Genomic DNA, 13936 nt, shown 5'->3' with positions numbered 1-13936 from the left:
CTGCGCCTAAACCCGGCCTGTTGGCTCCGAAGGAAGAGAAGGCACTCTATGCCTACGCGATCTCCCAGCAGGTTCCCGGGCTTGATCCCCAGGTGATGCAGCATCCCGTGTACGGACATGCCGCCGCAGCACTATTGGGACTCCAGCAGTTTCGAGCCGGCAATGACGAGGCCTGCGCGGCGCAGCTGCGGAGCGTGATCCACGGCCCGGCACCGATTGAAACCAACCCGTTCGTCCTTAAATACCTGTCCGGATTCATTTACGACTTGGAGATAGCCGGCGGCGTGATTGTGAGTCTGCCGTTAACGAGCGCCGCGTTGACGTTGGTTCTGGCTGAAGCTCTGCAGTCGTTGCAGAGGGATACTGAGGCAATCCAGTACGTCGAACAGTTGGATCCGACCTACCCTGCATTGCTCAGCCTTACCGAGCTCTATGCTGACCGGCAGGACTGGGAGGAGATTCTGCGATTGACGGACCGCGTGCCCGTAGATTCCGAAGTCACTGCACTGCTGGCCATCCTAAGATCACAAGCTCACCTCGAACTCGGTCAGATGGTCGCAGCAAAGGAGTGTCTGAAACCGCTGACTGCCAGCAAGAAGCACTCCGAAAATATTCGCTTCAAAGCCTTGGTGCACCGTTCCAATATCAGTCTGGCAGAGAAGGCCTACGGGCGGGCCGTAGCAGATCTGGAGAAGATCCTGGCCGAGAATTCCCAGGTGCGAGGAATCCGTGAAGCGATTGCTGAAATAAATCAGGCAAAACTTGATGCCGAGAGTCAGAAGGCTAACGCTGCAGCGGAAAAAGCTGCCGAGGCACAGCGCCTTCGCGACCAGAAAGCCGCTGAGGTAGCACGCCGGCGTGAAGAAAAAGCCGCTGACGCCCAGCGCCTCCGAGCCGAAAAAGCAGCTGCGAAACTTGCTCAAAATAACGCGCCGTTGATTCAGACCGGAGTGATCAGCCTGAGTGACGACGATGCGGATACGCCCTCGGAAGACCAGGCCTCGGATACAGCGAACGAAACAATCAGCAAGTCACCCGGTTTTTACCCTGATCCCGAAGGAGTGGCGCCCTTCCGCTACTGGGACGGTGACTCCTGGACCTCCCGGGTGCGCATGACGCAGTAGCCCGGGCAGGCCTACGATCCTCACAGCGCCTCGGCCCTTCCTACCCTTCCGGCCGGTTCCGGTTGTAGCTCTCGGAGCGCTGCTGGCCGCTGAGTTCCGCGATGGCCTCCATCACCCGGTCCGTGGCCTGCCGGCGGGCCGGCAGCGCGTGGTCGGGGCCGGTCTTCTGGAAGTACAGCGGCTGCCCCACCTTGAGGGTGAAGTGCCCGGGTTTGACCGTTTTCTTCCCGGCAGGCTGCAGCTTGTCGGTGTCGATGAGCCCGACCGGGACCACCGGCGCTCCGGAGGTCAGCGCCAGCCAGCCGACGCCGGTGCGGCCTCGGTAGAGCAGCCCGTCGCGGGAGCGGGTGCCTTCGGGGTAGATCCCGACGCCGCCGCCCTCCTCCAGGATGTCCAGCAGCGTCTTGAGCGCGGCAACACTGGCGGCCTGCTGGTCGCGCTGCACCGGAATGGACCCGACGCCTTCAAAGAAGCTCTTCATCGCGAGCCCCTTGAGGCCGGTGCCGGTGAAGTATTCGGCCTTGGCGAAGAACCCCACGCGGCGGGGAAGCAGCGCCTGCACCAGGACACTGTCCAGGAAGGACTGGTGGTTGCAGGCGACGATAAACGGGCCGCTGGCCGGAACGTGCTCCAGCCCGGTGATCGTAGGCCGGCAGAGACCGGCAACAAGCCCGCGGGTGCTTGCCCGGGTCAGGTTATACAGAACCATGGAGTGCCGCTCCGTTCCGTGCGTAACCCAGCACTGCATCGGGAAGGTCCCCGGCGCTGTCCACGACGACGGCGGCACCGGCGGCTTCCAGCTCGCCGTCGGCGGCGAAGCCCCAGGAAACGCCGATGCAGTCAATGCCGTTGGCGGCGGCACCCTCGACGTCGTGCCGGCGGTCTCCGATCATCACGGCCCGGTCATAGGACCCGGCATGCCGCTCCAGGGCCGCGCGGATGATGCCGGCCTTCCCGTTCAGTGCGGCTGCGGCAAGCTCGTCTGCCGGGGAGCCGTGCACGGAGGCAAACAGATCACCCATGCCCTGCACACCGAGCAGTTCCACCGCCAGGTGTTCGGGCTTCTGGGTTGCCACGGCGACGGTGCCCTCGCGGCGGAGCCGTTCGACCGCTCCGATGATGCCGGGGTACGGACGGCTCTGCCTCATGCCGGACTGCCGGTAGCCCTGCCGGTAGTGCGCGATGACGGCGTCCAGGCGGTCTTCCGGCACGCCGGCAATGTCCCGCAGGGAGGTCATCAGGGACGGGCCGACCATGCGGTGCAGGTCCGCCTCGGAGGGTACGGGAAGCCCGCAGGCCGCCAATGCGGAACTGATGCCGCCCGTGATGGCACCCGCCGGGTCCACCAGCGTTCCATCAAGATCGAAAAGCACCAAGAGCCGGGGAGAAGTCACGGGCCTAAGTTTGGCATATCCCGGCGGGCTAAGGGAAAAAGATATGCCCGGCACAGTATATGTGCCGGGCAGGTATCCCGTTACGGGTTGAGGATTTCCGCCAGGAACGTGGCGGTGTGGCTGCCCTCAACCTTGGCGACCTTCTCCGGGGTGCCGGAGGCCACCACCTTGCCGCCGCCGGTGCCGCCGTCGGGACCGAGGTCAATGATCCAGTCGGCACTCTTGATGACGTCAAGGTTGTGCTCGATGGTGATCACGGTGTTGCCCTTGTCCACCAGTCCCTGCAGGACCTCCAGCAGCTTGCGGACGTCTTCGAAGTGCAGGCCCGTGGTGGGCTCGTCGAGGACGTAGATGCTGCGGCCGTTGGAGCGCTTCTGCAGTTCGCTGGCGAGCTTCACGCGCTGTGCCTCGCCACCGGAGAGCGTGGTGGCGGGCTGGCCCAGACGGACGTAGCCCAGGCCCACGTCCACCAGCGTGTTCAGGTGCCGGGAAATCGGACCGAAGGCGGCGAAGAACTCCGCGGCTTCCTCGATCGGCATGTCCAGCACCTCGGCGATGTTCTTGCCCTTGTAGTGCACCTCCATGGTTTCCCGGTTGAACCGGGCGCCGTGGCACACCTCGCAGGGAACATACACGTCGGGCAGGAAGTTCATTTCGATCTTCAGCGTGCCGTCGCCGTGGCAGGCCTCGCAGCGGCCGCCCTTGACGTTGAAGGAGAAGCGGCCCGGCAGGTAGCCGCGCACCTTCGCCTCGTTGGTCTCGGCGAAGAGCTTGCGGATGTGGTCCCAGACACCGGTGTAGGTGGCGGGGTTGGACCGCGGGGTCCGTCCGATCGGGCTCTGGTCCACGTGGATGACCTTGTCCAGCTGCTCCAGGCCCTCCACGCGGGTGTGCCGGCCGGCCACGTGCTTGGCGCCGTTGAGCTTGTTCGCCATCGTCTTGTAGAGGATGTCGTTGATCAGGGTGGACTTGCCGGATCCGCTGACGCCCGTGACGGCAGTGAAAACGCCCAGCGGAACGTCCACGTTCAGGTTCTGCAGGTTGTTTTCCCGCGCCCCGACGATCTTCAGCTGGCGGGACTTGTCCACCTTGCGCCGCTTCGCCGGAATTTCGATCTTCTTCCGGCCGGAGAGGTACGCGCCGGTGATGGACCGCTCGTTGGTCAGCAGCTCGGCCAACGGCCCGGAGTGCACCACCTCGCCGCCGCGCTCACCGGCGCCGGGGCCGACGTCGACAATCCAGTCCGCTTCCTGGATCGTGTCTTCGTCGTGTTCCACCACAATCAGGGTGTTGCCCAGGCTGCGCAGCCTGATCAGGGTATCGATCAGGCGACGGTTGTCCTTCTGGTGCAGGCCGATGGACGGCTCATCCAGGACGTACAGCACGCCCACGAGACCGGAACCGATCTGCGTGGCCAGGCGGATGCGCTGGGCTTCGCCGCCGGACAGCGTGGCTGCCGGGCGGTTCAGGCTCAGGTACTCGAGGCCGACGTCGAGCAGGAAGGTCAGGCGGGCCTGGATTTCCTTCAGCACCTGGTTGGCAATCTGTGCTTCGCGTCCGGTGAGGACCAGGGTGTTGAGGAAGTCCGCGGCTTCACGCAGCGGCAGGGCGCTGATCTCCGCGATGTTGCGGCCGTTGATCAGCACGGACAGGGATGCCGGGTTCAGGCGCGCTCCCCCGCACTCGGGGCAGGCAATTTCCCGCATGTACTCTTCGTACCGGTCGCGGGCGTGGTCCGACTCGGTTTCCTCATGCTTGCGGTGGATGTACTGGATGACGCCTTCGAAGCCGGTGCTGTACTTGCGTTCGCGGCCGAAGCGGTTCCGGTACTGGACCACTACCTTGTGGTCCTTGCCGTGGAGCACTGCCTCGCGCACCTTGGCCGGGAGCTTCTTCCAGGGGGTATCCATGGAGAAGCCCATGTCCTTGGCCAGGCCGTCGAGCAGCCGGTTCCAGTACTCCGTGGTGGCGGTGCCCAGGGACCACGGGGCGATGGCACCCTCGGCCAGGGACTTGGAGGGGTCCGGAATGATCAGGTCCTCGTCCACTTCCAGCCGGGAGCCGATGCCGGTGCAGACCGGGCAGGCGCCGAACGGGTTGTTGAAGGAGAAGGACCGCGGTTCGATTTCGTCGATGGCCAGCGGGTGCTCGTTCGGGCAGGCGAGGTTCTCGGAGAAGGTGCGGGTACGTTCGCTGCTGTCCTCGGGCAGGTCCACGAAGTCCACCACTACGCGCCCGTCGGCAAGACCGAGTCCGGTTTCCACGGAGTCCGTGAGCCGCTGCCGGATGCCGTCCTTGGCCACCAGGCGGTCCACGACCACTTCGATGTTGTGCTTGTACTGCTTGCCGAGCTTCGGCGGTTCGGACAGCTGGATCTGCTTGCCGTCCACCCGGGCACGGGAGTATCCCTTGGCGGCGAGTTCCTTGAACAGATCGACGAATTCGCCCTTCCGTCCGCGGACCACCGGGGCAAGGATCTGGAAGCGGGTGCCCTCTTCCAGTTCGAGGAGCTGGTCCACGATCTGCTGCGGCGTCTGCCGGCTGACGGGCTCGCCGCACACCGGGCAGAAGGGGCGGCCCACACGGGCCCAGAGCAGGCGCATGTAGTCGTGGATCTCGGTGATGGTGCCGACCGTGGAGCGCGGGTTCTTGCTGGTGGACTTCTGGTCGATCGAGACGGCGGGCGAGAGGCCCTCGATGAAGTCGACGTCGGGCTTGTCCACCTGGCCCAGGAACATGCGCGCGTACGCGGAGAGGGACTCGACGTAGCGGCGCTGGCCCTCGGCGAAGATGGTGTCGAACGCCAGGGAGGATTTGCCCGAACCGGACAGGCCGGTGAAGACGATCATGGCGTCCCGCGGAAGGTCCAGGTCAACGTTGCGGAGGTTGTGCTCGCGCGCGCCTTTCACTACCAGACGGGAAAGGTCATTGGCTTTATGCGGCACGAACGTGGTGTCCGCCGTCGGAAGAGTCGATTTAGGCACGTTTTCCACTCTAGTTCAAACGCCGATTCGAAAAAGTATTCGACCCCCCGGGTTTCGCCGCGGGCGAAGCGGATCGGGTGGACGGAGCTGCCGGGGCTCCCTCGCACGCGCACGGGGTCCCACGGTTTGGGGCTGGAGGTTCTCCTGAGGTCCCACCAGCACCAGGAGCACCACCGAGTGGGATGCCGTGCCGGAAACCGCCTAGCCCAGGGCAGCCCGCACGAGGGAAACAGCATCGTCATCCGAGACGCCGTTGGCCCGTACCGTCTCGGCATACGCGGCGGCGGCTTCGGCCACCCGGCCGCGGCTGCTGTCACCGTTCGCGGCGATGACCGTGCCGGCGCGGGACCGGGTGGTGACCACCTGCGCCTGCTCCAGTTCGCGGTAGGCCTTCGCCACGGTGTTCACCGCTAGTCCCAGGTGTCCGGCCAGGGCACGGACCGGAGGCAGCCGCGTTCCGACGGCGAGGCGGCCGTCATTCACGCTGTCCAGGATCTGCAGGCGCAGCTGTTCATATGGGGGAACCGAGCTGGAAGCGTCTATCCGGACCTTTGCCAGCACGCCGGGGTCGTTGCCGGCAGGGGGTGCGTCGGATCCGGGCTTTGTGTCAGGCGTCATGCTGCAATGCTAATGCCCGGCAGGATCGGCAGGCTCCTCCGCGGTCTCCGCCGGGCCGGCGAACTGGGAGCGGTAGAGCTCGGAGTAGAAGCCCTCCGCCGCCAGCAGTGTCTCATGCGGTCCCTGCTCCACGATCTGCCCGTCCCGAACCACCAGGATGATGTCCGCGTCCCGGATGGTGGACAGGCGGTGGGCAATCACGAAGCTGGTGCGGTCCTGCCGCAGGGCGTTCATGGCCAGCCGGATCGCGACTTCGGTGCGGGTGTCCACGGAACTGGTCGCTTCGTCCAGCACCAGGATGGACGGGTTCGAAAGCCAGGCCCGGGCGATGGTCAGCAGCTGCCGCTGGCCCTGGCTGAGCGCCCCGCCGTCGTAGCCGAGCACGGTGTCGTAGCCCTCCGGCAGGGAACGGACGAAGTGGTCCACGTGGGTGGCCTGCGCCGCAGCGACAATCTGCTCCTCGGTGGCGCCGGGTGCGCCGTAGACCAGGTTCTCCCGGACGGTGCCCTCGAACAGCCAGGCGTCCTGGAGCACCATGCCGATGTGGCTGCGCAGTTCCTCGCGGGCGAGCCGGGCAGTGTCCACGCCGTCGATCGTGATGCGGCCGGCGTCCACCTCGTAGAACCGCATCAGGAGATTGACCAGGGTGGTCTTGCCGGCGCCGGTGGGGCCCACGATAGCCACGGTCTGCCCCGGCTCGGCAGTGAAGGACAGATCCCGGATGAGCGGCGCGTCGGGGCTGTAACTGAAGGACACGTCTTCAAAGGCCACCCGTCCCCGGACGGCCTCGAGGTGTTCGGGCCGCTCGGGGTCCGGATCCTGCTCCCTGGCATCCAGCAGCGCGAACACGCGTTCCGCGGAGGCGACGCCGGACTGGAGCATGTTGATCAGCCCGCCGAGCTGGCCCAGCGGCTGGCTGAACTGACGGCTGTACTGCACGAAGGCCTGCACGCCGCCGATGGACAGCTGCCCGCCCGCCACCTGCAGGCCGCCGACCACGGCCACCGCCACATAGTTGAGGTTCGAGATGAACATCATCGCCGGCATGATGATGCCCGAGACGAACTGCGCGCGGAACGCGGAGCGGTACAGGCGGTGGTTGGCCGGTGCGAATCCCTCGATCACCCGTTCCTGCTGGCCGAAGGCCTTCACAACATCCTGGCCGGTGAACATTTCCTCGATGTAGCCGTTCACCTCGCCGGTGGATTTCCACTGGGTCTTGAACTCCGCCTGCGAGCGCCGGGCAATGAGCACGGTGACCAGGGCGGAGACCGGCACGGTGATCACGGCGATCAGGGCCAGCAGCGGGGAAATGGAGACCATCATTGCCAGCACGCCGATGATGGTCAGGACCGAGGTGACAATCTGGGTCAGGCTCTGCGAGAGGGTCTGGGCCAGGTTGTCGATGTCATTGGTGACGCGGCTCAGGACGTCGCCGCGTGACTGCTGCTGGAAGTGGGACATGGGCAGGCCGAACAGTTTGCCGTCGACGTCGCGGCGCAGCCGGTACATGGCGTTCTGGACAACTCGGGCGGTCACCCGTGCCTGGAACCAGCCGAACGCGAACGCCGCGAGGTAGATTCCCAGCACGCCGAGCAGGATGCCGCCGAGCCGGGCGAAGTCCAGCCCCTGCCCGGGGACCACGTCCATGACGGCAAGCATGTCCGCCAGTTCCCCCTCCCCCGAGTCCCGCAGCATCTGTACCTGGGCGTCCTTGGACATCCCCGCCGGCAGGGACTGCCCGATGAACCCGTCGAAGATGACGTTGGTGGCCTCCCCCAGGATCCTCGGTGCACTGACCGCGAGCGCCACGGAGACGACGGCGGCAGCCAGTACCGCCGCCACCCGTACCCGGTCCGGTGCCATCAGCCCCAGGATCGGCCGGACACTGGCGGCAAAGTTCTCCGGCCTGGCCGTTGCAGGAGCCCCCGGGCGTCCCCGTACCCCCGGGGTGCTCATGCGACTTCCTCCGCGGTCAGCTGCGACGCGACGATCTCCCGGTAGGTGTCCGAGGACTCCATCAGCTCGGCATGGGTTCCCTGCCCCGCTATCCGTCCTTCCTCCAGCACGATGATCCGGGCGGCGTCGGTGATGGTGTTCACCCGCTGGGCGACCACGATGACCGTTGCGTTCCGGGTCTGCGGCTTCAGCGCCGCCCGCAGCCGGGCGTCGGTGGCGAAGTCGAGGGCGGAGAAGCTGTCATCGAACAGGTAAATGGACGGCCGGACCACCAGAGCCCGGGCAATGGCCAGGCGTTGGCGCTGTCCCCCGGAGAAGTTGGACCCGCCCTGCTCCACGCGGTGGTCCAGTCCTCCCTCGGACGTCCGCACGAAGTCCGCCGCCTGCGCGGTCTCCAGCGCCTCCCAGAGTTCAGCGTCGGTGGCCTCCGGCCGGCCGAAGCGCAGGTTCGAGGCAATGGTGCCGCTGAACAGGTACGCCCGCTGCGGCACGAGGCCGATGCCGCGCCGCAGTGAGGAGAGCGTGACCCCGGCAATGTCCTGCCCGTCCACGGCGATGCTGCCGGATGTGGAGTCGAGCAGCCGCGGAACCAGATGCAGCAGTGTGGTCTTCCCTGCCCCGGTGGAACCGATGATGGCGGTGGTCTCCCCCGGCAGGGCTTCGAAGCTGAGGTTGAACAGCACCGGATCCTCCGCCCCCGGGTAGCTGTAGCCGACATCCGTAAAGGTGAGCCGTCCGCCGTCGTACGCCAGCTCTCCCGCCCCGGGGGCATCGGAGACGCTGGTGCGGGTATCCAGCACCTCGAAGATGCGTTCGGCACACACCGCGGCGCGGGGAAGCATCATGATCATGAACATGGACATCATGACGGCCACGAGGATCTGCATGATGTAGGCAATAAAGGCGGTGAGCGCACCGATCTGCATCTGTCCGGCGTCGATCCGGAAGGCGCCGAACCAGACCACCGCGACCGTGGCGAGGTTGGCGACCAGCATGGCGGCGGGAAACAGCAGGGCCAGCAGCTGGCTGACCCGCAGCTGGGTCTGAGTGAGGTCCCTGTTCGCTCCGGCGAAGCGGTCCTGCTCGGAGTGCTCCCGGATGAAGGCCCGGATGACGCTGATGCCCATGATCTGTTCCCGCAGCACCGAGTTGACCCTGTCGATCTGCCGCTGGGCCCGCCGGAACAGGGGAATCAGCCTCCGCAGGACCAGCCCGATCACCAGGAACAGGGCGGGCAGGATCAGCAGCAGGATGCCGGAGAGCGGAATGTCCTGGTTCAGGGCCAGCAGGACCCCGCCCACGCCCATGATGGGAGCCGAGACCATCATGGTGAAGGTCATCAGCAGCGTCATCTGCACCTGCTGCACATCATTGGTGGTGCGGGTGATCAGTGACGGCGGCCCGAACAGGCCGACTTCCCGGGAGGAGAAGGTCTCCACGTTGGTGAACAGCGCTGCCCGGATATTCCGGCCGGCGCTCATGGCCACCCGGGAGGCAAGATAGGTGGCCGCAACCGAACACACGACCTGGCCCGCCGTGACGGCAAGCATCCATCCGCCTACCTGCATGATGACGCCGGTATCCCCGGTGACCACACCGCGGTCAATGATGTCGGCGTTCAGGGTGGGCAGATACAGCGTGGCTACGGTCTGCAGCAGCTGCAGGAGAACGACGGCGGCCACCGCGCCTTTGTAGGGGGCGAGGTTTTCCCGGACCAGCCTCAGAAGCATCCTTGCAACGTACGCCCGTCCGCGAGCGCAGACAATAGGTCCCCTGCGCCGAGTGCCTCGCTAGACTGGCCGAATGGAGGATCTGGAGAACATCACTATCCGCAGCGTGTCCGTCAGCGACATGGACAACAACGTCTACCTGCTCACCGGGAAGGCGTCCGGCGCGCAGGTGCTTATCGACGCCGCCGCCGACTTCCCCGCCATCCAGCGGCTGCTGGCCGACGGGGCGCAGGATGCCGCGGTTCCGGCGAAGCTGGAACTGGTCATCACCACGCACAGCCACTGGGACCACGTCCGGGCGCTCGCCGAAACGGTGGCGGCCACCGGCGCGCGGACCGCAGCCGGCACGGCGGACATTCCCGACATTGAGGTGCCCACGGTTGTTCCCCTGGACCACGGGGACACCGGCACGTTCCCCGACTTTGAGCTGGAGGCGATCTCGCTGCGCGGCCACACCCCGGGCTCCGTGGCCCTGCTCTACCGGGACCCGCACGGCCCCGCCCACCTGTTCACCGGAGATTCCCTCTTCCCCGGCGGGCTGGGCAACACGCAGAAGGATCCGGAGCGCTTTGCGCAGCTGTACCGCGACGTATTCGAACGTGTGTTCGATTATCTGCCGGATGACACCGTGGTGCACCCCGGTCACGGCGCCGGCACCACCCTGGGCGCCGAGCGGCCGCACCTGCGGGAGTGGAAAGAGCGCGGCTGGTAGCAGCCGCGCTCCGGTCTGCCGCTAGGCCGCCTTCCGGCCCACCATAAAGAGCCTCCGGAACGGGAAGACGGTTCCCCAGGCGTGCTGCGGGTAGGCCGTCCGCAGCAGGGAAGCGTATTCGGCCTCGAAGGCGGCGAAGTCCTCGGCGGACAGGGCGTTGATGACCGGACGCAGGGCTGTGCCCCGCACCCATTCCAGTACCGGATCCTCCCCGGTCAGGACCTGGGCGTAGCTGGTTTCCCAGACATCCGCCTCGAACCCGGCCTCGGTGAAGAGGGCCAGGTAATCCTCCGGCTCGTCCACGGCGTCGGCATGGCGCAGCACCCCGTCCAGCTTCGGCGCCCAGGCGGCGCTCGCCGCCAGTTCCCGCATCAGCACATGGGAGGGCGCGGTGAAGTTGCCCGGCACCTGCACCGCCAGCCACGCGCCGGCGTCGAGCTGCTTGGCCCACCGCCGCAGGAGGTCCCGGTGGCCCGGCACCCACTGCAGCGCGGCGTTGGAGACCACCACGTCCGTGCCGGGTTCCGGATTCCAGTCCTCAATCCTGCCGTGCACAAAGTCCAGGTTCGACGGCGCATCCTCCAGTGTCCGGGCGGCGTCGACCATGTCCTGCGAGGAGTCCAGACCGGTGACCTGCGCCTGCGGCCAGCGGGCGGCGAGCGCTGCAGTGAGGACGCCCGTGCCGCAGCCAAGATCCACCACGCGCGCCGGGGAGGATGCGGCAACCCGGGCCGTGAGGTCGAAGAAGGGGCGGTCGCGGTGCGAGGAGAACTGTGTGTACTTTTCGGGGTCCCATTTCATGCCGCCGAGCCTACCCGCCGCATCCGGCGGAAAACGGGATCGGCGCGGCCCGATACTCTGGTATGGACATGAAACTTCTTGAGCAGCTTGCCTCCGGCCCGTCCAGCACCCGCACCGTTGATCCCGACGAGACCTACACGTCCTTCCTGGAGTGGGTGGAAAGCCGCGGTATGTCCCTGTACCCGGCGCAGGACGAGGCAGTCATGGAACTGGTGACGGGCAACAACGTCATCCTTGCCACCCCCACCGGGTCCGGTAAGTCGATGGTGGCGATCGCCGCGCATTTCTACGCCATGGCACAGGACGAGCGCAGCTACTACACGGCGCCCATCAAGGCCCTGGTGTCGGAGAAGTTCTTCGCCCTGTGCGAAATCTTCGGTGCCGAGAACGTCGGGATGGTCACCGGCGACTCCTCGGTGAACAAGGACGCCCCGATCATCTGCTGCACCGCGGAGATCCTGGCCAACATCGCCCTGCGCGAAGGCGCCGACGCGGACCTGGGCACCGTCATCATGGACGAGTTCCATTTCTACTCCGATCCGCAGCGCGGCTGGGCCTGGCAGGTTCCGCTGCTGGAGCTGCCGCAGGCCCAGTTCCTGCTGATGTCCGCCACCCTGGGCGACATGACCCGGATCGCGAACGAGCTCAGCGAACTCACCAACCGGGACACCGTCACGGTCTCCTCCGTGCAGCGGCCCATCCCCCTGCACTACTACTACGTGGAGACCCCGGTCCAGGAGTCCCTGGAGGAACTGCTGGCCACCAAGCAGGTGCCGGTCTACGTAGTGCATTTTTCCCAGATCGAAGCCATTGACCGGGCCCAGGCCCTCATGAGCATCAACGTCTGTACCCGCGAGGAAAAGGACCGGATCGCCGAGCTGATCGCCGGCTTCCGGTTTGCCCCCGGGTTCGGCAAGACCCTGAACCGGCTGGTCCGGCACGGCATCGGCGTGCACCACGCCGGCATGCTGCCCAAGTACCGGCGCCTGGTGGAGCAGCTGGCCCAGGCCGGCCTGCTGAAGGTCATCTGCGGCACGGACACCCTGGGGGTCGGCATCAACGTGCCCATCCGCACCGTGCTGATCACCGCCCTGTCCAAGTACGACGGCACGCGCACCCGGCCCCTGAAGGTCCGCGAGTTCCACCAGATCGCCGGACGCGCCGGGCGGGCCGGGTACGACACGGCAGGCACCGTCGTCGTGCAGGCACCGGAACACGTGATCGAAAACGTCAAGGCCATGGCCAAGGCGCACGCCAAGTTCGGTGACGACCAGAAGAAGCTGCGCCAGGTGGTGAAGAAGAAGCCGCAGGCCGGTTTTGTCTCCTGGGGCAAGCCGACCTTCGAGAAGCTGGTGGACGGCACTCCGGAACCGCTGACCTCCAGCTTCAACATCACCCACTCCATGCTGCTGAACCTGCTGGAGCGCCCGGGTGATCCGTTCACCGCGGCGAAGAAGCTGCTGACCAACAACCACGAGACCCGCTCCTCGCAGCTGGCGCTGATGAAGAAAGCCCTGAGCATTTACCGGGAACTCAAGACCGCCGGCATTGTCGAGGTGCTGCCGGAGCCCGACGCCGACGGCCGCACCGTCCGCCTGAAGGTGCACCTGCAGCCGAACTTTGCCCTGAACCAGCCGCTGTCCCCGTTTGCCATGGCCTCCCTGGAGATCCTGGACCCGGACAGCCCGTCCTACGCCCTGGACGTGGTCTCCGTGATCGAAGCGATCATGGAAAAGCCCCGCCAGGTGCTCTCCGCCCAGGAGAAGAAGGCACGCGGAGAAGCTATTGCGGCCATGAAGTCCCAGGGCATCGAGTACGACGAGCGGATGGCCCTGCTGGAGGAAGTGACCTACCCGCAGCCGCTGGCCGAACTCCTGGAGCAGTCCTTCGAGGTGTACCGCTCCGGTGCTCCCTGGCTGGGCGAGTTCGAACTCAGCCCCAAGTCGATTGTCCGGGACATGTACGAGCGGGCCATGAGCTTCGGCGAGTACGTGCAGTTCTACTCCCTGGCCCGTTCCGAAGGCGTGCTGCTGCGCTACCTCTCGGACACCTACAAGGCCCTGCTGCACACCGTGCCGCCGGAGCGGCTGCGCGAAGACCTGGAAGACATCATCGAATGGCTAGGTGAACTGGTCCGCCAGACCGACTCCTCGCTGCTGGACGAATGGGAGGAGCTGACCAGCGGGATCAACCCCGATGCCTCGAACGAGCCGCTGCTTCCGCCGGTGCCGGACCGGCTGACCGCCAACGTCCGGGCGTTCCGGGTCATGGTGCGCAATGAGATGTTCTCCCGGGTGAAGCTGTTCGCCGACGAGGACGACCGCACCCTGGGAGAGCTCGACGGCGACGCCGGCTGGGACGCCGACCGCTGGGCAGAGGTCCTGGACGCCTACTTCGAGGAACACGAGGATATTGACGACGGCCCGGACGGCCGCGGACCCAACCTGCTGATCATCAAGGAACTCCCCGGCAAATGGGAGGTCCGGCAGATCTTCAAGGACCCGGCCAACCACCTGGACTGGGGCATCACCGCCGAAGTGGACCTGGCCGCGTCGGACGAGGCCGGCAGCCCCGTCATCAAGGTGATCTCCGCCGGACGCCTGGATTAGGCTGG

General features: G+C 66.2%; 10 protein-coding genes. 3 read left to right on the top strand and 7 right to left on the bottom strand.

What is annotated here, in order from left to right; genetic code table 11:
* Positions 1 to 20 precede the first annotated feature (20 nt).
* Entirely contained in the window at positions 21 to 1124 is a 1104-nt protein-coding gene (locus tag N2K95_RS08295; protein WP_260651189.1) for a DUF2510 domain-containing protein, read from the top strand.
* Positions 1125 to 1164: 40 nt separating this feature from the next.
* On the opposite strand, the gene N2K95_RS08290 is transcribed toward N2K95_RS08295, so the two are convergent.
* The 6 genes from N2K95_RS08290 to N2K95_RS08265 all read right to left on the bottom strand — a co-directional run bounded on the left by N2K95_RS08290 (position 1165) and on the right by N2K95_RS08265 (position 9809).
* Positions 1165 to 1833, bottom strand: a complete 669-nt coding sequence (locus tag N2K95_RS08290) for a lysophospholipid acyltransferase family protein (RefSeq protein WP_255792123.1) — start codon at positions 1831 to 1833, stop codon at positions 1165 to 1167.
* On the bottom strand, positions 1820 to 2518 hold the full coding sequence (locus N2K95_RS08285) for an HAD hydrolase-like protein (protein WP_260651188.1): 699 nt from the start codon (positions 2516 to 2518) through the stop codon (positions 1820 to 1822). Before N2K95_RS08285 ends, N2K95_RS08290 begins: the two co-directional genes overlap by 14 nt.
* A gap of 80 nt (positions 2519 to 2598) precedes the next feature.
* Positions 2599 to 5502 (bottom strand): excinuclease ABC subunit UvrA, encoded by a 2904-nt coding sequence (uvrA, locus tag N2K95_RS08280; protein ID WP_260651187.1) that lies wholly within the window; start codon positions 5500 to 5502, stop codon positions 2599 to 2601.
* A gap of 201 nt (positions 5503 to 5703) precedes the next feature.
* Positions 5704 to 6120: a GntR family transcriptional regulator gene (locus tag N2K95_RS08275; RefSeq protein WP_260651186.1), complete on the bottom strand. Its 417-nt coding sequence runs from the start codon at positions 6118 to 6120 to the stop codon at positions 5704 to 5706.
* Positions 6121 to 6129: 9 nt separating this feature from the next.
* The gene (locus tag N2K95_RS08270; RefSeq protein WP_260651185.1) at positions 6130 to 8079 is read right to left on the bottom strand and encodes an ABC transporter ATP-binding protein; all 1950 of its coding nucleotides are present in this window, start codon (positions 8077 to 8079) and stop codon (positions 6130 to 6132) included.
* The gene (locus N2K95_RS08265) at positions 8076 to 9809 is read right to left on the bottom strand and encodes an ABC transporter ATP-binding protein (protein ID WP_260651184.1); all 1734 of its coding nucleotides are present in this window, start codon (positions 9807 to 9809) and stop codon (positions 8076 to 8078) included. The genes N2K95_RS08270 and N2K95_RS08265 overlap by 4 nt, the downstream gene beginning before the upstream one ends.
* 73 nt (positions 9810 to 9882) lie before the next feature.
* On the opposite strand from N2K95_RS08265, the gene N2K95_RS08260 reads away from it, so the two are divergent.
* Positions 9883 to 10521 (top strand): MBL fold metallo-hydrolase, encoded by a 639-nt coding sequence (locus tag N2K95_RS08260; RefSeq protein ID WP_255792131.1) that lies wholly within the window; start codon positions 9883 to 9885, stop codon positions 10519 to 10521.
* A 21-nt stretch (positions 10522 to 10542) separates the two neighbouring features.
* On the opposite strand, the gene N2K95_RS08255 is transcribed toward N2K95_RS08260, so the two are convergent.
* Entirely contained in the window at positions 10543 to 11322 is a 780-nt protein-coding gene (locus tag N2K95_RS08255; RefSeq protein WP_260651183.1) for a trans-aconitate 2-methyltransferase, read from the bottom strand.
* Between the two features lie 68 nt (positions 11323 to 11390).
* On the opposite strand from N2K95_RS08255, the gene N2K95_RS08250 reads away from it, so the two are divergent.
* A complete protein-coding gene (locus tag N2K95_RS08250) occupies positions 11391 to 13931 on the top strand; it encodes a DEAD/DEAH box helicase (RefSeq protein ID WP_260651182.1) in 2541 nt (846 codons plus the stop codon).
* Positions 13932 to 13936: the final 5 nt, after the last annotated feature.

The organism is Arthrobacter zhaoxinii (assembly GCF_025244925.1).
GTDB classification, from domain to species: domain Bacteria; phylum Actinomycetota; class Actinomycetes; order Actinomycetales; family Micrococcaceae; genus Arthrobacter_B; species Arthrobacter_B zhaoxinii.
The sequence above is the reverse complement of the archived record's forward strand: the minus strand, read 5'-3'. Positions and strand labels throughout refer to the sequence as shown.